At 66.5% G+C, this 18,063-nt stretch carries 19 protein-coding genes and 1 pseudogene; 10 read left to right on the top strand and 10 right to left on the bottom strand.

What is annotated here, in order from left to right:
* Nucleotides 1–121 precede the first annotated feature (121 nt).
* Together BAC01S_RS13950 and BAC01S_RS13945 are read left to right on the top strand one after the other, a co-directional pair.
* Nucleotides 122–610 carry an Lrp/AsnC ligand binding domain-containing protein gene (locus BAC01S_RS13950; RefSeq protein WP_027795322.1) on the top strand — a complete coding sequence of 163 codons (489 nt, stop codon included), beginning with the start codon at nucleotides 122–124 and terminating at the stop codon, nucleotides 608–610.
* A gap of 99 nt (nucleotides 611–709) precedes the next feature.
* Nucleotides 710–1,852 carry a PA0069 family radical SAM protein gene (locus BAC01S_RS13945; RefSeq protein ID WP_027795321.1) on the top strand — a complete coding sequence of 381 codons (1,143 nt, stop codon included), beginning with the start codon at nucleotides 710–712 and terminating at the stop codon, nucleotides 1,850–1,852.
* 16 nt (nucleotides 1,853–1,868) lie between these two features.
* Here BAC01S_RS13945 and BAC01S_RS13940 read toward each other — a convergent pair whose 3' ends face one another.
* Entirely contained in the window at nucleotides 1,869–2,333 is a 465-nt protein-coding gene (locus BAC01S_RS13940; protein ID WP_027795320.1) for an NINE protein, read from the bottom strand.
* Between the two features lie 109 nt (nucleotides 2,334–2,442).
* A pseudogene (locus BAC01S_RS31290) lies at nucleotides 2,443–3,552 on the bottom strand (PQQ-dependent sugar dehydrogenase).
* Nucleotides 3,553–3,774: 222 nt separating this feature from the next.
* Between BAC01S_RS31290 and rpsP the strand changes: the two are divergent.
* The 6 genes from rpsP (at nucleotide 3,775) to BAC01S_RS13905 (ending at nucleotide 7,999) form a co-directional block, all read left to right on the top strand.
* On the top strand, nucleotides 3,775–4,029 hold the full coding sequence (rpsP, locus tag BAC01S_RS13930) for a 30S ribosomal protein S16 (RefSeq protein ID WP_027795319.1): 255 nt from the start codon (nucleotides 3,775–3,777) through the stop codon (nucleotides 4,027–4,029).
* Nucleotides 4,030–4,055: 26 nt separating this feature from the next.
* Nucleotides 4,056–4,772, top strand: coding sequence for a ribosome maturation factor RimM (gene rimM / locus BAC01S_RS13925; RefSeq protein WP_027795318.1), 717 nt, complete (start codon nucleotides 4,056–4,058; stop codon nucleotides 4,770–4,772).
* A gap of 49 nt (nucleotides 4,773–4,821) precedes the next feature.
* Nucleotides 4,822–5,589, top strand: coding sequence for a tRNA (guanosine(37)-N1)-methyltransferase TrmD (trmD, locus tag BAC01S_RS13920; protein WP_027795317.1), 768 nt, complete (start codon nucleotides 4,822–4,824; stop codon nucleotides 5,587–5,589).
* Between the two features lie 161 nt (nucleotides 5,590–5,750).
* A complete protein-coding gene (rplS, locus tag BAC01S_RS13915; protein WP_027795316.1) occupies nucleotides 5,751–6,146 on the top strand; it encodes a 50S ribosomal protein L19 in 396 nt (131 codons plus the stop codon).
* Between the two features lie 84 nt (nucleotides 6,147–6,230).
* The gene (locus BAC01S_RS13910; protein ID WP_027795315.1) at nucleotides 6,231–6,920 is read left to right on the top strand and encodes a CoA pyrophosphatase; all 690 of its coding nucleotides are present in this window, start codon (nucleotides 6,231–6,233) and stop codon (nucleotides 6,918–6,920) included.
* A 137-nt stretch (nucleotides 6,921–7,057) separates the two neighbouring features.
* The gene (locus BAC01S_RS13905; RefSeq protein WP_027795314.1) at nucleotides 7,058–7,999 is read left to right on the top strand and encodes a CobD/CbiB family protein; all 942 of its coding nucleotides are present in this window, start codon (nucleotides 7,058–7,060) and stop codon (nucleotides 7,997–7,999) included.
* Nucleotides 8,000–8,109: 110 nt separating this feature from the next.
* Here BAC01S_RS13905 and BAC01S_RS13900 read toward each other — a convergent pair whose 3' ends face one another.
* The 3 genes from BAC01S_RS13900 to BAC01S_RS13890 are packed head-to-tail and all read right to left on the bottom strand — an operon-like array spanning nucleotide 8,110 to nucleotide 10,730.
* Nucleotides 8,110–8,433, bottom strand: coding sequence for a putative signal transducing protein (locus tag BAC01S_RS13900; RefSeq protein WP_027795313.1), 324 nt, complete (start codon nucleotides 8,431–8,433; stop codon nucleotides 8,110–8,112).
* A gap of 15 nt (nucleotides 8,434–8,448) precedes the next feature.
* Complete coding sequence (gene rsgA, locus BAC01S_RS13895) at nucleotides 8,449–9,462, bottom strand: ribosome small subunit-dependent GTPase A (protein WP_027795312.1); 1,014 nt, start codon at nucleotides 9,460–9,462, stop codon at nucleotides 8,449–8,451.
* Nucleotides 9,459–10,730: a M48 family metallopeptidase gene (locus BAC01S_RS13890; protein WP_043202227.1), complete on the bottom strand. Its 1,272-nt coding sequence runs from the start codon at nucleotides 10,728–10,730 to the stop codon at nucleotides 9,459–9,461. The genes rsgA and BAC01S_RS13890 overlap by 4 nt, the downstream gene beginning before the upstream one ends.
* A 127-nt stretch (nucleotides 10,731–10,857) precedes the next feature.
* Between BAC01S_RS13890 and orn the strand changes: the two genes are divergently transcribed.
* Nucleotides 10,858–11,502 carry an oligoribonuclease gene (gene orn, locus BAC01S_RS13885; RefSeq protein ID WP_027795310.1) on the top strand — a complete coding sequence of 215 codons (645 nt, stop codon included), beginning with the start codon at nucleotides 10,858–10,860 and terminating at the stop codon, nucleotides 11,500–11,502.
* 28 nt (nucleotides 11,503–11,530) lie between these two features.
* Here orn and mog read toward each other — a convergent pair whose 3' ends face one another.
* Nucleotides 11,531–12,154, bottom strand: a complete 624-nt coding sequence (mog, locus tag BAC01S_RS13880; RefSeq protein WP_043202224.1) for a molybdopterin adenylyltransferase — start codon at nucleotides 12,152–12,154, stop codon at nucleotides 11,531–11,533.
* A complete protein-coding gene (gene yjgA, locus BAC01S_RS13875; protein WP_043202221.1) occupies nucleotides 12,141–12,749 on the bottom strand; it encodes a ribosome biogenesis factor YjgA in 609 nt (202 codons plus the stop codon). Before yjgA ends, mog begins: the two co-directional genes overlap by 14 nt.
* A 184-nt stretch (nucleotides 12,750–12,933) precedes the next feature.
* Here yjgA and pmbA point away from each other — a divergent pair, with 184 nt between their 5' ends.
* Nucleotides 12,934–14,304, top strand: a complete 1,371-nt coding sequence (pmbA, locus tag BAC01S_RS13870) for a metalloprotease PmbA (RefSeq protein ID WP_027795307.1) — start codon at nucleotides 12,934–12,936, stop codon at nucleotides 14,302–14,304.
* 5 nt (nucleotides 14,305–14,309) lie between these two features.
* Here the strand turns inward: pmbA and BAC01S_RS13865 are convergent, their stop codons facing one another.
* The 3 genes from BAC01S_RS13865 to BAC01S_RS13855 all read right to left on the bottom strand — a co-directional run bounded on the left by BAC01S_RS13865 (nucleotide 14,310) and on the right by BAC01S_RS13855 (nucleotide 17,962).
* On the bottom strand, nucleotides 14,310–14,807 hold the full coding sequence (locus BAC01S_RS13865; protein ID WP_027795306.1) for a dihydrofolate reductase: 498 nt from the start codon (nucleotides 14,805–14,807) through the stop codon (nucleotides 14,310–14,312).
* An 84-nt stretch (nucleotides 14,808–14,891) separates the two neighbouring features.
* Nucleotides 14,892–16,424: a sigma-54-dependent transcriptional regulator gene (locus BAC01S_RS31285; RefSeq protein ID WP_043202219.1), complete on the bottom strand. Its 1,533-nt coding sequence runs from the start codon at nucleotides 16,422–16,424 to the stop codon at nucleotides 14,892–14,894.
* 17 nt (nucleotides 16,425–16,441) lie between these two features.
* Nucleotides 16,442–17,962 carry a hypothetical protein gene (locus BAC01S_RS13855; RefSeq protein WP_407667934.1) on the bottom strand — a complete coding sequence of 507 codons (1,521 nt, stop codon included), beginning with the start codon at nucleotides 17,960–17,962 and terminating at the stop codon, nucleotides 16,442–16,444.
* Between the last annotated feature and the right edge of the window lie 101 nt (nucleotides 17,963–18,063).

The raw sequence follows: 18,063 nt of genomic DNA, 5'->3' as shown, positions 1-18,063 counted from the left end.
TGGCGGGGCAGGGCAAACAGGAAAAAACACGCTTTGAGCGGCGTAGCTAGTGTTATTAGCTATGCTATTGTTGTATGTCTAGATTTAGTTATCGTATTTCTCAAATATTCAGGAAAAAATCATGAGAACGCAGCGCCAGCCGGTCCGCGCGCTCGACCGGCTCGATCACCGCATCCTCAAGCTGCTTCAGGAGGACGGGCGCATGGCGATGAAAGACCTCGCCGAGCAGGTGGGGCTTTCCGTGACGCCCTGCATCGAGCGTGTCAAGCGCATGGAGCGCGACGGCGTCATCATGGGCTACTACGCGCGCGTGAACCCGGGCGTGCTGGGCGCGGCGCTGCTGGTGTTCGTCGAGATCACGCTCGATCACAAGAGCGGCAACATGTTCGAGCAGTTTCGCCGCGAGGTGCAGAAGATTCCCGAGGTGCTCGAATGCCATCTCGTCTCGGGCGATTTCGATTATCTGATCAAGGCGCGCATCGGCGAAATGGCCGACTACCGCAAGCTGCTTGGGGACATCCTGCTGCAGTTGCCCGGCGCCGTGCAGTCGAAGAGCTATGTCGTGATGGAGGAGATCAAGGAAACGCTGACGATCGCAGTAGGCGACTGAGAGCGCCACGGTCCAGGTCACGCCCTGTTTTTCGCGCTCGACAATGCGGCTCGATACTGTATATTTATACAGTATCGAGCCGCTTTTTACTTTCCCCCCGTGAACGATCCCGACCGCGAGCCGCACGACGACGCCGACGCGTGGCAGCCCATTGCGCCGCCGGCGCCCCGCAAGGGGCGCGGCGCGGTCACGAACCTGCAGGGGCGCTACGAAGTGGATCGGCGCGAGACCTTCGACGACGGCTGGCAGCAGCCCGGCGCCGAAGAGGAGGGCGAGGCCCCCGCATTGCGCACGCAAGTGTTCGAAGAGCGCGCGAGAAGCATCCTCACGCGCAACCAGTCGCCGGACATCCCGTTCAGCGTTTCGCTGAATCCCTATCGCGGCTGCGAACACGGCTGCATCTACTGCTTCGCGCGCCCGACGCACAGCTATCTCGGGCTATCGCCGGGGCTCGACTTCGAAAGCCGGCTTTACGCGAAGGTCAATGCGCCGGAGTTGCTGGCGCGCGAACTGTCGAAGCCGTCCTACGAGCCCGAGCCGATCGCGCTCGGCGTCAACACGGACGCGTGGCAGCCCGTCGAACGCGAACGGCGTCTCACGCGCCGCGTGATCGAGGTGCTGGCCGAGCGTGGGCATCCGTTCGCGGCGATCACGAAGTCGTCGCTGATCGAGCGCGACCTCGACCTGCTGGTGCCGATGGCCCGGCGCAACCAGTTCATGGCCGCGATCACGATCACGACGCTCGACGCCGACAGCGCGCGCACGCTGGAGCCGCGCGCGGCCTCGCCGGCGCGGCGCCTGCGCACGATCCGCACGCTGGCCGAGGCGGGCATTCCGGTGGGCGTGAGCATTGCGCCGGTGATTCCTTTCGTCACCGAGCCCGATATGGAACGTGTGCTCGAAGCCTGCGCGGAGGCGGGCGCGACGAGCGCGAGCTATATCGTCCTGCGCCTGCCGTGGGAGGTCGCGCCGCTCTTCCACCAATGGCTCGCCGCGCATTTTCCGCAGCGTGCCGAGCGCGTGATGAACCGCGTGCGCGACATGCGCGGCGGCAAGGATTACGACGCCGCGTTCTCGCAGCGCACGAAGGGAACGGGTCTCTGGTCCGAACTGCTCAAGCAGCGTTTTCACAAGGCGGTGCGGCGGCTCGGGCTGAACGAGCGGCGGCACGGCATTCTCGACATGTCGGAGTTCGTGAGCGCGAAAACCGCGCGCGAGAAGCCGCAACTCGATCTTTTCTAGTGCTGGAAAAAGATCGTTATTGGGAGAGCACTTTCGCGGCCTCGACCTGCGATTCGAAATACGTCTGGAACGAGAGCGCGAGTCCCGACATGAGAAGGAACGCGCCGATCAGCAGCGAGAAGATCACGACGAAGACCACCGCCCAGCCCGAGCGGCTTTGGCGGCCGGCTTGCGCATTGAACTGGGCGTCCCACTTCGCGTCGGGGCGCAGGCCGTAGACGATGGCCGCGAGGAACGCCGAGAGCACCGAAACGGCGCCGATGACGGCGAGCAGCCAGCCCGCGGCCGAGGCGCGCTCGCTGGCGACGAGCAGCAGCACGCCCGGAACGCCGAGCAACGTGCCGAATACGTGCGCCCAACCCCAGAAATCGCGTGGGCCATAGAGGTAGAAGCGATGCGCGCCGAGGCTGCCGAAGAAAAACGCGAGCGCGGCGGTGAGCGTCTTGGAGCGAAAGCGCGTTGAAGGCGGGGCTTTGGACATGGGCGGGCACGAGCGCGAAGTCGTTGATGCCGCAACGGCGGCAACCGTCGGGCATTGTACGTCGTGCGCCCGCGCGCGGGGCGCCGCCGCAGAGGTAGCGTGGCACGGCCTACGGTTTCGTCCAGGTCACGCGATAGATCGCGCCCGCGTAGTCGTCGCTGATGAGGAGCGACCCGTCGGGCAGCGGCTGTACGTCGTCGGGGCGGCCCCATTGGGTATCGTCGGGATTGAGCTAGCCTTGCGCGAATACTTCCTGATGCGCGTTCGTGCCATCCGGCTTCGCCGTGATCCGCACCACACGATAGCCCACTTTCTTGCTGCGGTTCCACGAACCATGTTCGGCGATGAAGATGCTGTTGCGGTAGTCGGGCGGAAACATCGCGCCGGTGTAGAAGCGCATGCCGAGCGAGGCGACGTGTGCCCCCAGCTTCATGACCGGCGGCGTGAATCCGCTGCACGGATGACCCGCGCCGAACTCGGGATCGGCCACGTCGCCGCCGTGGCAATAAGGGAAGCCGAAGTCGAGGCCCGCGTGGGCGAGGCGATTGAGCTTGTCGTCGGGCACGTCGTCGCCCATCATGTCGCGGCCGTTGTCGGTGAACCAGAGCTCGTGCGTTTCGGGATGCCACGCGAAACCCACCGTGTTGCGTACGCCGCGCGCGATCGTCTCGTAGTGGCTGCCGTCCGGGTCCATGCGGCCGATCATCGCGTAGCGCGTGCGCTGCGGGTCGCCGGCGGGAAGGCAGACGTTGCAGGGCGCCCCCTGCGGCACGTAGAGCTTGCCGTCCGGGCCGAACGCGATGAATTTCCAGCCGTGATGGCGGTCGGCCGGCAGGGCGTTCGTCACGACGACGGCGTTGGGCGGGGCGTCGAGATGCGTATCGATGGCGTCGTAGCGCAGGATCGACGAAACGGCGGAGACGTACAAGGCGCCGTCATGCCACGCGACGCCCACGGGCATCTCCAGTCCCGACGCGATCACATGCTTGCCGACGAGCTTGCCGTCGCGCAGTTCCAGTGCATACACGTGGCCGTCCATGCTGCCGACGTACAGGATGCCCTTGGGCGAGAGCGTCATCTCGCGGGCGGCGGGCACGTCGTCCGAGAGCACTTCGATGCGGAAGCCGGGCGGCAGGTGAATGCGCTCGATGGGGAGGGCCGCGAGGGCGGGCGGCGCGGTAAGCGCGAAGAGGGTGACGGCGGCCGCCACTCCGCACATGTTCGGGGACAGAACGCGATGCAGCAGGGCCGCGAAAAGCCGCCGCAACGCCGTCTGAACCCGCGCCTGAACCCTTTCCGCACGGCCATCCCGCCGCGATCGATCGCCGTTCATCGCACTTTCCCTCCTGGATTCTCAGTTAAGTGTTTGTTATGGCTTCGGTTTCGGGATATAATCGTCTGTTTCAGTAGTCCCGAACCCCCGGTTTTCAAGGATTCTAGTATGGTCATCATCCGTCTGGCACGCGGCGGCTCGAAGAAGCGCCCGTTCTACAACATCGTCGCAACCGACTCGCGCAACCGTCGCGACGGCCGTTTCATCGAGCGCGTGGGCTTCTACAACCCGGTCGCCACCAAGGGTGAAACGCTGCGTATCGCGCAAGACCGCGTGACGTATTGGCAAGGCGTTGGTGCGCAACTGTCGCCGGCCGTCGAGCGTCTCGTGAAGGAATCGCAAAAGGCAACGCCGGCTGCTTGAGCTTCGGCTTGATGCGAGGTTCGCCGATGCATGACGACGCAAAAGCCGCAAAAGCAGATGCGCCGGCTTCGGCCAAACCGCGCAAGGATGCTGGCGCGCAGCGCCGTGCTGCGCCGTCTTTCGGCGCGTTCGTGCGCAAGCCTCAGCCTGAGCGCGCGGCAGAGGTTCCGAAGGCGGCGGGCGAAGGCCTGCGGCCCGAAACCGAGGCGAGCTTTCCGGCCGATGCAGTCGAAGTCGGCGCCGTGATCGACGCCTACGGCCTCAAGGGCTGGGCGAAAGTCGCGCCGCATGCGCAAGGCGGCAGCGCCTTGCTGGCGGCGAAGCGCTGGTGGCTCGTCAAGGGCCGCGAGCGGCAGTCCGCAGTGTGCATTGCCGCGAAGGTGCACGGCGACAGTGTCGTCGGGCAACTGGCGGGCGTAGCCGACCGCGACGCCGCGCTGCTGCTGCGTGGTTCGCGTATCTATGTGAGCCGCGCCGAATTTCCCGCCCCCGAGGCCGACGAGTATTACTGGGTCGACCTGATGGGCCTCGACGTCGTCAACGCGGCGGGCGTCGAGCTCGGCAAGGTCGCCGACCTGATCGACAACGGCGCGCAGTCGGTGCTGCGCATCGAGTATCCGTCGACAGGCAAGGACGGCAAGCCGGCCACCGGCGAGCGGCTGATCCCGTTTGTCGGCGTGTTCGTCAAATCGGTGGATCTGGCGGCGAAGCGTATCGTCGTCGACTGGGAAGCCGACTACTAAGCGTGCGTCTGCGCTCGGTTTGTACTCATTTCGCTGAACGGAGAGAGCGATGCAGTTCGATGTCGTGACGCTCTTTCCCGAGATGTTCCGTGCGCTGACCGACTGGGGCATCACCAGCCGGGCGGCGAAGCAGCAGCGCTACACGTTGCGCACGTGGAATCCGCGCGATTTCACGACCGACAACTACCGCACGATCGACGACCGCCCGTATGGCGGCGGCCCCGGCATGGTGATGCTGGCCAAGCCGCTCGAAGCGGCCATCGGCGCGGCGCAAGCCGCCCAGGCCGAACAGGGCGTGAGCGCACCGCGCGTGCTGTTGATGTCGCCGCAAGGCAAGCCGCTCACGCACGAGCGTGCCGTGCAGTTTGCACAGGAACCCGGCTTCGTGATCCTGTGCGGCCGTTACGAGGCAATCGATCAGCGTTTGATCGACCGTCACGTGGACGAAGAAGTCAGTCTTGGCGACTTCGTGCTGTCGGGCGGCGAGTTGCCCGCCATGGCCCTGATGGATGCCGTGGTACGGCTGTTGCCGGGCGTGCTGAACGATGCGCTCTCGGCGGTGCAGGACAGCTTCGTCGACGGGCTGCTCGACTGTCCGCACTACACGCGGCCTGAGGAATACGAGGGCGTGCGGGTGCCCGATGTGCTGCTTGGCGGCCATCACGCGGAAATCGAGCAGTGGCGCCGCCGCGAGGCGCTGCGCAATACGTGGAGCAAGCGGCCCGATCTGATCGAGCGGGCCAGGAAGAACAGAATGTTGAGCCGTGCCGACGAGGTATGGCTGACTAGTCTCGCGAAGGGTCCGGACGAAGCGTAAGGTTTCGGGCGGGTGCGCCGCGAGGCGCCCAAGGCGGTGCCGCTTCATGCGTGAACGGCGCCAGTTGTGAATCCATCCTCTATCGGGGCCGTAGTTGCAGCGATTCCACCGGAATCCGGCACAGGTACGAACGCCGACATGATGGCTTACGGAGTTAGTCCATGAATCTGATCGAAAAACTCGAACAGGAAGAAATCCAGCGCGTGCTGGGCGAGAAGACCATCCCCGAATTCGCCCCCGGCGATACGGTGATCGTCAATGTGAACGTGGTTGAAGGCAACCGCAAGCGCGTTCAGGCATACGAAGGCGTCGTGATCGCAAAGCGTAACCGCGGTCTGAACTCGTCGTTCATCGTGCGCAAGATCTCGTCGGGTGAAGGCGTGGAGCGTACGTTCCAGACGTACTCGCCGCTGCTCGCCAGCATCGTCGTGAAGCGTCGCGGTGACGTCCGTCGCGCGAAGCTCTACTACCTGCGCAACCTGTCGGGCAAGAAGGCTCGTATCAAGGAAAAGCTGGTGTCGAAAGACCGCGCAGCGGCTCCGGGCGAGCAGGCGTAAAAGCTGTAAGAAAAAAGCACCCTCCGGGGTGCTTTTTTTGTTTTGGACGCAAAATATCCGCCTGGCAGTGATTCGAGAGATCCGTTGAGACGTCCAGCATTTGAACCCGAGAGCTTGCCGATCGAATCGACAGGCGCCCACCTGCCGCCGGTTGCCGCCGGGCGGCTCACGCCCGAGGGCCTGCGCGCGCGTTTCGAACAGCGCCTGCCGTGGGATCCCGAGCCTCAGGAAGCCCGCATCACCGAAATGCGCGATCCGCGCGAGGCCGCGGTCCTGGTGCCGCTCGTCATGCGCCAGTCGGGCCTGACCGTACTGCTCACGCAGCGTGCCGACCATCTCAGCAACCACGCGGGGCAGGTGAGTTTCCCCGGCGGCAGCCGCGAGCCCTCAGACGCCACGCCTGTTGCCGCCGCGCTGCGCGAGGCGCACGAGGAAGTGCATCTGGACCCGGCGCGCGTCGAGGTGCTGGGTGCCCTGCCCGACTATCTGACCGGTACGGGCTTTCGCGTAACACCCGTGGTGGGGCTCGTACACGAGCCGTTCAATGTCCATGCCGACACGCTCGAAGTGGCCGAGATCTTCGAGGTGCCGCTCAGCTTCCTCATGAATCCGGCTCATCATCAGGTGCGGGTGCTGCGTTGGGAAGGCGGCGAGCGGCGCTTCTTCGCGATGCCGTATCCGGCGGAGGGCGAGGAGGGCGTGGGCGGTGCGCATTTCATCTGGGGCGCGACCGCAGGCATGCTGCGCAACTTCTATCGCTTCCTGCTGGCCTGACGGCGATTCCGGAAGGCAAGCACTCCGGACTCCCGGATGCGTGAGTGTTGTGCGTTTGCGGCCAGGCACTCAGGCACATCTGGCCCTGTGATATCTTTGCAACAATTTTCCTCAACAAGCATCGCACGGCGCGTCGCATGACCTTCTTCTCCGTATTGCTGGCTCTCGTCATCGAACAGGTGCGGGCGCTTTCGCCGAACAACCCGGTGATGGGGCTCGTGCGTCTCAATGCGGAATGGGCCGCGCACGGCTTCGACGCCGGCAAGAAGAAGCACGGCGTCATCGCCTGGCTTGTCGTCGTGCTGCCGTGGACGCTCGGCACGGCTCTCGTGTACTACGTGCTCTACCACATCAGCTTCGTGCTGGCGTTCCTCTGGAACGTCGTGGTGGTGTACTTCACGCTCGGTTTCCGGCAGTTCAGCCACTACTTCACCGACATCCATCTGGCGCTCAACAACGACGACGTGCCCCGCGCACGCGAAATCCTGCAGGAGTGGACCGGCATGGACACCGTGGACATGCCCGTGAGCGAGATCGTGCGCCACACGCTGATCCATGCCGTGGTGGCGTCGCACCGGCACGTGTTCGGCGTGTTCTTCTGGTTTCTCGTGCCGATCGGCCCGGCTGGCGCCGTGCTGTACCGTATCTCCGAATATCTCGCGCGCGAGTGGTCGCGTCCGGCCGACGAGCGCAGCGAATTGTTCTCGAACTTCGCGCAGCACGTGTTCTTCGTGATCGACTGGGTGCCGGCCCGGCTCACCTCGCTCGGCTTCGCGATCGTCGGCAATTTCGAGGATGCGATCTACGCCTGGCGCAACCACGCGAACCAGTGGCCCGATACCAACGAAGGCGTGCTGCTCGCGGCCGGCAGCGGCGCGCTGGGCGCGCGGCTCTCGGGCCCGCTCGCCGAGCAGTCGAGCCTCGACGCGCTCGCCACCACGCCGGGCGAAGGCGGCCCGTACACGGTCGGCGACGACTGCACGCCGCGCACGCTGCAGTCGGCCGTGGGGCTCGTATGGCGCGCCGTGATCCTGTGGATGATCCTGCTGCTCATGCTCACGATCGCCGTCTGGTTCTGATCCGTTCCGATCCGCCGGCGCGCTTCCCGATACCGCGTCCTCACGCAAAACGGCCCGCTTCGATGAGCGGGCCGTTTGCATTCCACGCGCTTGCTGCAATGCGGGTTGCGTCATTCGTCGCGGATGTCACGCTCTCGCCCGCACTGCCAGCAGATCGTGAACTGCGCTTCCAGCGTTTCTCCGCAAGCGGGGCAACGCCATGACGGCGCGCCGGCGGGCGGCCCGCGTTTCGCCTCGTCGATGAGGCGCAGCGCGAGTTTTTCGTCGCGCTCGTCCACGAGCCACAGTTCGGGGGCGCACTGCTCCGCGGGAATCTCGCCCATCGCGCCGCTCAGGTAGCGGTTGTGCAGCTCGCACGGCACGCCCGCGGTCGCGAGTATGTTCATCCAGTGCTGGGCAATCAGCAGATTCGGGGCGCGCACGAGCCTGAGCATGGTGTAGGCGCCCCTCTAACGCACGATCTGACTGATCTCGTGCATGAGCTGTGTATAGAGCGCGTGGCGCTCCGGTGCAATGCGCCCGTCCTCGACCGCCTCCAGAATCGCGCAGCCCGGCTCGTGCAGGTGATGACAGTTGTAGAAGCGGCAGTGCGCAAGCAGCGGGCGGAACTCGGGTAGCGCGCGTTCGAGCGTGCCTTCGGTAAGGTGGTAGAGGCCGAACTCCTGAAAGCCCGGCGAATCGATCAGCGCGCCGCCTGAAGACGTGCCATCCGTGCCATCCGTGCCGTCGTCCGGCAGCATATAGAGGCGCGTGAACGTCGTGGTATGGCGGCCGCTGTTGAGCGCCGTCGATATCTCGCGCGTGGCCGCTTCGGCGTCGGGCACGAGCAGGTTTACGAGCGTCGATTTGCCCATGCCGGACTGGCCGAGCAAGATTGTCGCGTGGCCGCGCAGATGCTCCGCGAGTGCCGCGCGCGCCGCTTCGGGCTGGCCCTTCACGGAGAGTTCGAGCACCGTGTAGTCGAGCGCCCGGTAGCGTTCGAGCCGCGCGCGCGCGAGCGGCAGCGCGGCTGCCACGTCGATCTTGTTCAGCACGATCAGCGGCTTGAGGCCGTTGGCCTCGGCGGCGATGAGCGCGCGGCCGAGCAGGTCCTCGCTGAAATGCGGCTCGGTGGCGAGCACGATCAGCAACTGGTCGAGATTCGCGGCGAAGAGTTTCGATTTGAACTGGTCGGAGCGATAGAGCAGGTTGCGCCGCTCGCCGATCGCCACGATCACGCCCTGGTCGGCCGAGCTCTGCTGATATTCGACCCGGTCGCCCACCGCCACCTCGCTTTTCTTGCCGCGCGGGAAGCACTGCAGCGGCGCGCCGCCGCCTTCGGGCGCGACGAGGTAGTGGCGGCCGTGCGCCGCGATCACCACGCCGTGCAGCGTCCCGCTTGCCGTGGCTCTGGTGGCTCCAGTGGCACCAGCCGCCCCCCCTTGCCCGCCTCGCCCGGCGGCTTTTGGTCCGCGCCGGCTCATGCGTGCGCGAGCAGTCGGTCGATCCGTTCCGAAGCGGGCGGATGCGAGTAGTAGAACGCGGTATAGAGCGGATCTGGCGTAAGCGTCGAGGCGTTGTCTTCGTACAGCTTCACGAGCGCGTTGACGAGCTGCTGCGCGTCGGTCTGGGTCGCGGCGAAGGCGTCGGCCTCGAACTCGTGCTTGCGCGAGCTGAGGCTGCCCAGGGGCGTCACGAAGAACAGGAACACCGGCACGGCGAGGAAGAACAGCACGAGCGCGAGCCCTTCGTTGCCGCCGAGCAGCGACGGCCGCACGCCGAGGCCTTCGTAGAACCAGATGCGCTGCGAGAGCCAGCCCAGCAGCGCGAGCAGCGCGAGGCTGATCGCGAAGGTCACGAGCATGCGCTTGATGACGTGGCGCCGCTTGAAGTGGCCCAGCTCGTGCGCGAGCACGGCCTCGATCTCGCTGCCCGAGAGGCGCGCAAGCAGCGTGTCGAAGAACACGATGCGCTTGGCCGCGCCGAAGCCCGTGAAGTAGGCGTTGCCGTGCGCGGAGCGGCGGCTGCCGTCCATCACGAAGAGTCCCTTGGCCGCGAAGCCGCAGCGCTGCATGAGCGCCTCGATGCGCGAGCGCAGCGCCTCGTCCTTGAGCGGCTCGAACTTGTTGAAGAGCGGCGCGATGAAGGTGGGGTAGAGCACCAGCACGAGCATCTGGAACGCCACCCACACGGCCCAGGTCCACAGCCACCAGAGGCTGCCGGCCTGCCTCATGAGCCACAGCACGACGAACAGCAGCGGGATGCCGAAGGCTGCGCCGATCACGAGGCCCTTGAAGCGATCCATGACGAAGATGCGCTTCGTCATGCGATTGAAGCCGAAACGCTCTTCGATCACGAACTGACGGTAGTAGTCGAGCGGCAGCTCCACGGCGCCGCTGATGGCGAGCACGGCCCCGATCAACGCGATCTGTCCGACATAGTCGCGCCCGAGCCAATCCGAAATCCCGAGATCGAGCGCCTGCACGCCGCCCAGCAGCGTGAGCGCGATCAGCACGACGGCGGAGAGCACGATCTCGAGCATGCCGAGGCGCGTGCGCGCGACGGTGTAGTCGGCGGCGCGCTGGTGGGCCGCGAGCGGGATGGTGGCGGCGAACCGGGCGGGCACGGCGCCGCGGTGAGCCGCGACGAAGCGCGTTTGGCGCGTGGCGAGCCAGAGCTTGGTCGCCGCCATGGCGAGCACGGCGAAGACGAAAAGGGCGCTGAAGGTCAGCGCGGGGGACAAATTAGCCATCCGTGGGGTCCGTGGTATCTATGCGACAATTATATGTTCTTGCCGGCTGGGCGACTGCAAGCTCGCTGCGTCGCAGCGTCCATCGCGCCTGGCCGCCGCGTCCTCACCGTTTTCCGGATTGCCTTCCATGACTGACACGACCTCCGCCACGACGGCCGGCCAGGCGCCGCTCGAACGTACCGACATGAACCTGATCTGGCTCGACATGGAGATGACGGGGCTCGACCCCGACACCGACCGGATCATCGAAATCGCCGTGGTGGTGACGAATTCGACGCTCGACAAGGTGATTGAAGGCCCGGTGCTCGCCATTCATCAGACCGAAGCCGCGCTCGACCGCATGGACGAGTGGAACCGCAACACGCACGGCCGCTCGGGCCTCACCGAGCGCGTGCGCGCCTCGACGGTGACCGAGGAAAGCGCCGCCGAGCAGATTCTCGCGTTTCTTTCGCAGTACGTGCCGCCGGGCAAGTCGCCGATGTGCGGCAACTCGATCTGCCAGGACCGCCGCTTCATGGCGCGCTGGATGCCGACGCTCGAGCGCTTCTTCCACTACCGCAACCTCGACGTCAGCACGCTCAAGGAGCTCTGCCGCCGCTGGCAGCCGGCTATCTACAAGGGCTTCCAGAAGCGCGCGATGCACACGGCGCTGGCCGATATCCACGAGTCGATCGACGAGCTCAAGTACTATCGCGAGCATTTTCTCGTGCCCAGCGCGAGCCAGGCGCCGGCAGAGGCGAGTGCCGGTGGGGCAAGCGGGGCGGCTCAATAAGTTCGGTTGCCTCGCTGCGAGGGGCAAATTACGCGCGCGGCGGGCGTTGCGCGCTTTTCGGCCGGAACGCCGTCACGACGTTCGGATCGGTTTCGATGTACGGCCCGCCGATCAGGTCGATGCAGTACGGCACCGCCGCGAAGATGCCCGGCACCTTCACGGCGCCGGTCTCGTCGCGCAGGCCTTCGAGCGTCTCCCGGATCGACTTCGGCTGGCCCGGCAGGTTGATGATCAGCGCCGCGTGATCGGCGGTTTCGCGGATCACCGCGATCTGGCGCGAGAGGATCGCCGTCGGCACGAAGTTCAGGCTGATCTGGCGCATCTGCTCGCCGAAGCCCGGCATTGCCTTCGTTGCCACCGCGAGCGTCGCCTCGGGCGTCACGTCGCGGCGCGCCGGCCCGGTGCCGCCCGTGGTCAGCACGAGGTCGCAGCCCAGGCCGTCCACGAGCGCCGTGAGGGTCGCGGAGATCGTGGCCGCGTCGTCGTGGATCAGGCGCGTTTCCGCGCGCCAGGGCGACTTCAGCGCCATGCCGAGCCATTCCGTCAGCGACGGAATGCCCTTGTCCTCATACACGCCCGCCGTCGCGCGGTCGCTCACCGATACCAGGCCGATCAGCAGTTCGTCAGGATGGCTACGCTCAGGCTTCGTCATCGTCGCGCTCCTCGTCCCCGCCATCGGCCGTGTCGCTGGCCTCGTCCGGGCTGCCGCTCGCGGTCTTGATCCACTGGAACAGTTCGCGGAAGTACCGGGGCGGCCGGCCCTGCTCCTGCTCGCGCCGCGCGTTGCGGATCAGCGTGCGGCCTTCCTGCGGGTCGGCGGCGGGGTGCTGGCGAATGAACTCGGTGAGCGCGGCGTCTTCGGCGAGCAGCTTTTCGCGCGTGCGTTCGATCCAGTGCAGGCGCGCCGTGGCGGCCCGGTTCACGCCGCGGTGTTCTTCGAGCGCCGTGCGCAGCGCGGCGACTTCGGCCTCGTTCAGGCCGCGCATCATGCGGCCCACGTACTGGAGCTGGCGGCGCTTGCCTTCGTGGTCGGTGATGCGGCGCGCTTCGTGGACGGCGTCCGCGAGGTCTTCGGTCATCGGCATGCGCTTGAGCGCGTCTTTCGGCAGTTCGACGAGGGCGGTGCCCAGTTCCTGGAGCGCCGTCATTTCGCGCTTGAGCTGCGACTTGCTGGGACGATCGTAGCCGTTGTCGTCCTGATCGGACGAGTCGTCGTGAATGGGTTGAATGCGGGTTTTGCGTTTCATGGGCGATATTGTAGCTTGCGGGCGCGACGGCGCCGGGCATCGCGGGATGCACGCGAAAACCCGCCTCGGTGCGGGGCCCGATACCTTGCTATGATCGCGGGATGCGCCCATGAGGCGAATTTCCCGACACACGATCAGTGAACACCATCGGGCCCAGGCGGCCCGGAACCGGACCGTAACGACAATGGCAGCAGATATCGAAGCCCGGCAACGCTTTTTCCCGCATACCCAGGACGAACTGAAAGAGATCGCCTCGGACATCCTCCGGCACGCGAAGGCGCTCGGCGCGAGCGACGCGGCAACGGAAATCTCCGAGGGCGACGGGCTTTCCGTGTCCGTGCGGCGCGGCGAAGTCGAGACCATCGAGCACAACCGCGACAAGATGGTCGGCGTGACCGTCTATATCGGCAACAAGCGCGGCAATGCCAGCACCTCGGACTTCTCGGCGCAGGCGCTCAAGGACACCGTGGCGGCCGCGTACAACATCGCGCGCTTCACGGCCGACGACGACTGCGCGGGACTCGCCGAGCGCGACCTGCTCGAAACGGCGCCGCGCGACCTCGACCTCTACCACCCGTGGAATCTCTCTGCCGAGGAGGCTGTCGAGATCGCCCGCCGCGCCGAGGACGCCGCGTTCGCCACCGACCCGCGCGTGAAGAACTCGGAAGGCGCGAGCGTCTCCGCGCAGCATTCGCAGTTCGTGCTGGCCACGAGCGGCGGCTTCCTGCACGGTTATCCGTATTCGCGCCACTACATCTCGTGCGCGCCGATCGCGGGCGAAGGCCGCAACATGCAGCGCGACGACTGGTACACGTCGCGGCGCAGCGCGAGCGAGCTGGCTTCGCCCGAGGCCGTGGGCCGCTATGCGGCCGAGCGGGCGCTGTCGCGGCTTCATGCGCGCGGGCTCGACACGCGCAAGGTGCCGGTGCTGTTCGAGGCGCCGCTCGCGGCGGGCATTCTCGGCGCGTTCGTGCAGGCGACGAGCGGCGGCGCGCTCTACCGCAAGACCTCGTTCCTCGTGGACAGCCTCGGCAAGCCGGTATTCGCACCGCATATCCAGATCGTGGAGGACCCTCACGTGCCGCGCGCGGCGGGCAGCGCGCCGTTCGACGAAGAGGGCGTGCGCACGCACCGCCGCGAGGTCGTGAAGGACGGTGTGGTGCAGGGCTATTTCCTCTCGTCGTATTCGGCGCGCAAGCTCGGCATGCAGACGACCGGCAACGCGGGCGGTTCGCACAATCTCCAGCTGAAGAGCTCGCTCACGCAACCGGGCGACGACTTCGAGGCGATGCTGAAGAAGCTCGGCACGGGTCTCTTGCTGACCGAGCTGATGGGGCAGGGCGTGAACTTCGTGACGGGCGACTATTCGCGCGGCGCGTCGGGCTTCTGGGTGGAGAACGGCAAGATCCAGTACCCGGTGGAAGAGATCACGGTGGCCTCGACGCTGCAGGAGATGTTCCGCCACATCGTCGCCGTGGGCGCCGACACGCTCGCGCGCGGTACGCGGCAGACCGGCTCGGTGCTCATCGAGCGCATGACGGTGGCGGGGCAGTAAGGCCTTCAGTCGCGCCGTTCGTACGTCACGAACGCGAAGTCGAAGTTGTTCGGCGGGTTCGCGTGCAGCGACTGGCGCGAGGTTTCGCGCCAGTGCGCGGGATCGGGGGCGGGGAAGTGGGCGTCGCCCTCGAAGTCGATGGCGATTTCGGTCACCACGAGCTTGTGCGCGAGCGCGAGCCCTTCGGCATAAAGCTGGGCGCCGCCAATCAGGAATGCCTCGGGCGCCTGATCCTGTGCCGCGAGCGCGAGCGCCTCTTCGAGGCTCGTGGCCGTGTCGCAGCCCGGGAAGCGCTTCGTGGCGTTGCGCGTCACGACGATATTGCGGCGCCCCGGCAGGGCGCGGCCGATCGATTCGTGAGTCTTGCGGCCCATCACAATGGGGGCGCCCATCGTCGTGCGCTTGAAGAAGGCCAGGTCTTCGGGCAAGCGCCAGGGCAGTTCGTTGTCGCGGCCGATCACGCCGTTGCGCGCGCGCGCGACGATCAGGGTGAGCGTCGTCATCGAGTCAGTCGAGGTAGTTAGTCGAAGTAGGGCGTACCCTGCGATTCTACCCGACGGCGTTCCCCCTCACTCCCGGCACTCCCCTCATTCCTCGTTTTCCGCCGGCGGCTCGGGCTGGTTCTCCGCCTCGCCTGCGAAAATCGTTTTTTCGTCGCGCAGGCCATGCGTGCCCATCAGGCGGTAGAGCGTCACGCGCGAGATGCCGAGGTCCGCGGCCGCCTCGGTGAGGCGGTGGCGGTGGCGCAGCAGGGCCGCTTCGATCGCGCGCTTCTCGGCGGATTCGCGCGCCTGGGCGAGCGTCACCGTCTCCTGCTCGGTAAATTGCGCGAGGTCGAGATCCTCGGCGGAGAGCAGCTTGCTTTCGGCCATCACGATGGCGCGCCGCACGCGGTTGATGAGCTCGCGCACGTTGCCCGGCCAGTTGTAGTTGTACATGGCCTCGATCGCATCGGGCGTGAAGCCGCGAATCTTGCGGGCGCTGTCCATCTTGAACTTGTGCAGCACATGATGCGCAAGTATTTCGATATCCTTACCACGCGCGCGCAGCGGCGGCTCGTCCACGCGCAGCACGCACAGGCGGTGGAACAGGTCGGCACGGAAGCGTCCGTCGCGCATCGCGGCTTCGAGATCGACGTGGGTGGCCGAGATGATGCGCACGTCCACCGGAATCTGCTCGCGGCCGCCCAGGCGTTCGATCTTGCCTTCCTGCAGGAAGCGCAGCAGGCTCGCCTGGCTTTCCATCGGCAGGTCGCCGATTTCGTCGAGGAACAGCGTGCCGCCGTTGGCCGCCTCCACGCGCCCGATCTTGCGCTGGTTGGCGCCCGTGAACGCGCCGCGCTCGTAGCCGAACAGTTCGGATTGCAGAAGATGATGCGGGATCGCGCCGCAGTTGATCGGCACGAACGGCGCCTTGCGCCTCGGCGAGCGCTCGTGGATCGCGAGCGCGGTCAGCTCCTTGCCGGTGCCCGACTCGCCGGAGATGAACACCGTTGCGTCGGTGTTCGCGACCTTGCGGATCGTGCGGAAAAGCTGCTGCATCGCTTCGCAGGTGCCGACCATTTCGTCTTCGTCGTGGCTCGCCGCCGCGACGGCCCCGGGCGCGTCGAGATCGCACAGCGACACCATGCCGAACGCGTGGCCGACGAGATAGTCGAGCGTCGCATTCGTGACCGGCAGATGGACGTAGTCGAAGCAGTAGTGGCGGATCAGCCGCCGCACTTCGGGATCGGTGAGACGCGTTGCATCGGTGAGTGCGATCCAGCCGACCTGCTGCAGTCGCAGCACCGCTTCGAGCGCGGCGAGATCGCGCGACGCGAAGCCGGTCAGATCGACGATGCCGGCGCAGGCGGACTCCGGCTTCACGAGCCGCGAGGCCTCGTGAGCCGTGCGCGCCGTGGCGAGATCCCAGCCGCGGCTCTTCAGGTAGGCCGTGAGCGCCGGGTCCGGCGTGCGGGCGACGTAGACGAGGATGCGTTCGGTTTCCGTCACGCTGCCCACGGCGGTTTCGTCGGCTTCGTCGAGCGGCCGCCCCGGTTGCGGCGGCGGCACGACGGCGGGCCGCTGGCCCGCCCCGGCGAACGGCGTCACGGTGGCGCTCAGGTGAGAAGTTTCGCGCACGATCGACCTCGTGTTCGTCAGAAGGTGTAGGGGAAACGCACGCCGACGACGAAGTTCGGTGCGTCGGGCGTGAGGCCCACGGCGACCGCGCCGTTGATCGTCAGGTGCTTGTTGACGACGTGATTCAGGCCGAAATTCAGCACGGAGGCCGTGGTTTCGCTGCCCGGCACGCCGGTCCAGCTGCCGCCCGGCGCCTTGGTCTGCGACTGCGGCTCGATGGCCATCGTGTACGAGATGCTGGCCGAGTCCTTGTCGGAGAACGCGAGCGCGACGCCGCCGCCGAACTGGATGATGTCGCCGAGCTTCACGTCGGCCGGCTCGGTCTGCCCGACCACCGACGAGATATCGGCGAACGAGCGCGAGATGTTGTACGTGTACGAGAAGCTGCCGAACAGCACGACCGGGTCGTAGGTCTTCAGCACGGACAAGCCGGCCGTGACGTTCCAGAAGCCGGTGCCGGTGGGCAGCCGCGTCGGCGCCACGAGGTTCGTGTTGTCGCCCGAGATCTGCTCCAGCTTGATGCCGAACGGCGAGCTGCCGGTGTCGGACTTCACGCGCAGGCTGCCGACCACGTCGGGGATATCGTTGGTTTCCTTCAGGAACTGGTAGTAGATCCCGAAGTTCACGTCGCCGATGTCGCTCGAATTGGCCGAGGCGTCGGAAAGCGTGCTCGCCGCACCGCCCGCGCCGCCCACGATGAACGTGCTGTGCCGGTAGATGTAGGGCACGTCGACGTCGACGCTGATGCGGTCGGTGAGACCGTAGCGCACGTCGAGGTCGGCCATCAGCTGGTGAGACTTGGTCTCGCCGAGGTTGATGTTGCCGAGGAAGATCGCGTCGAGCGCGAGGAAGCCCGAAAGCTGCAGCTGGCGACGGTCGTAGTACGTGTCGCTGATACCCCAGTCGAGCGTGAGCTTGTGGTCGAAGAGCGGGGCTTCCTGGCGCTCCGCGACGGCTTGCTCGGAGGCGGTGCGGGTGGGCTGCTCGCTCTGCTGCGTCGTGCCGACCGTCGGACTCGCCGCATTTGTCGCGTTCGCCGGATTGGCCGCGTTCGCAGGATTCGCCGGATTGACCCCAACCGGCGCGCCCTGCTGCGGGCCGCTTGCGGCCGAACTGCCGGTCGCGCCGGTGGTCGGGCCGCTGTCGGGCGAGGGCGGATTGACGGGAACGCCCGTAGCCGTGCCGGTGAGCGAACCCGGCGCGGTGGCGCCGGGCATCGCCTGGGCGAGCGGCGGCAACGGGACGGGCAGGCCGTCCGCGCCGGGCTGTTCCGCGACCGCAGTATCGGAAGCGGCGTCGGGCGCGCCCGCGCCGGGCAGGCCGCGGCCGCGCTGCTGCATCTCCAGGTTCGTGACCTGGCGTTCGAGTGACTGGATCTGCTTTTGCTGCTCGTCGACCACGCGCATCAGCGTGTTGAGGCGGTCGTCGAGCGATTGGTCTTGAAGCGCCTGTGCGTGTGCCGACTGCGCAAAGGCGAACAACATGGCAGCTGCGGGTATGGCCGCGAGCCTGAGGCGCGGCCAGCCCGTCCTGGACATCGTGTTCATTCTTGTTTCCCCCCGGGTTTGCAGACGGGCGCTTTGCCGCGCTTTGCGGTCTCGCGCCCGCTTACAGCAATGCTTCTCTGTCTCTTGCCGTA

The organism is Paraburkholderia acidipaludis NBRC 101816, assembly GCF_000684975.1.
GTDB classification, from domain to species: domain Bacteria; phylum Pseudomonadota; class Gammaproteobacteria; order Burkholderiales; family Burkholderiaceae; genus Paraburkholderia; species Paraburkholderia acidipaludis.
Note: the sequence above shows the minus strand (reverse complement) of the source record. Positions and strands in the feature narration are given on the sequence as shown.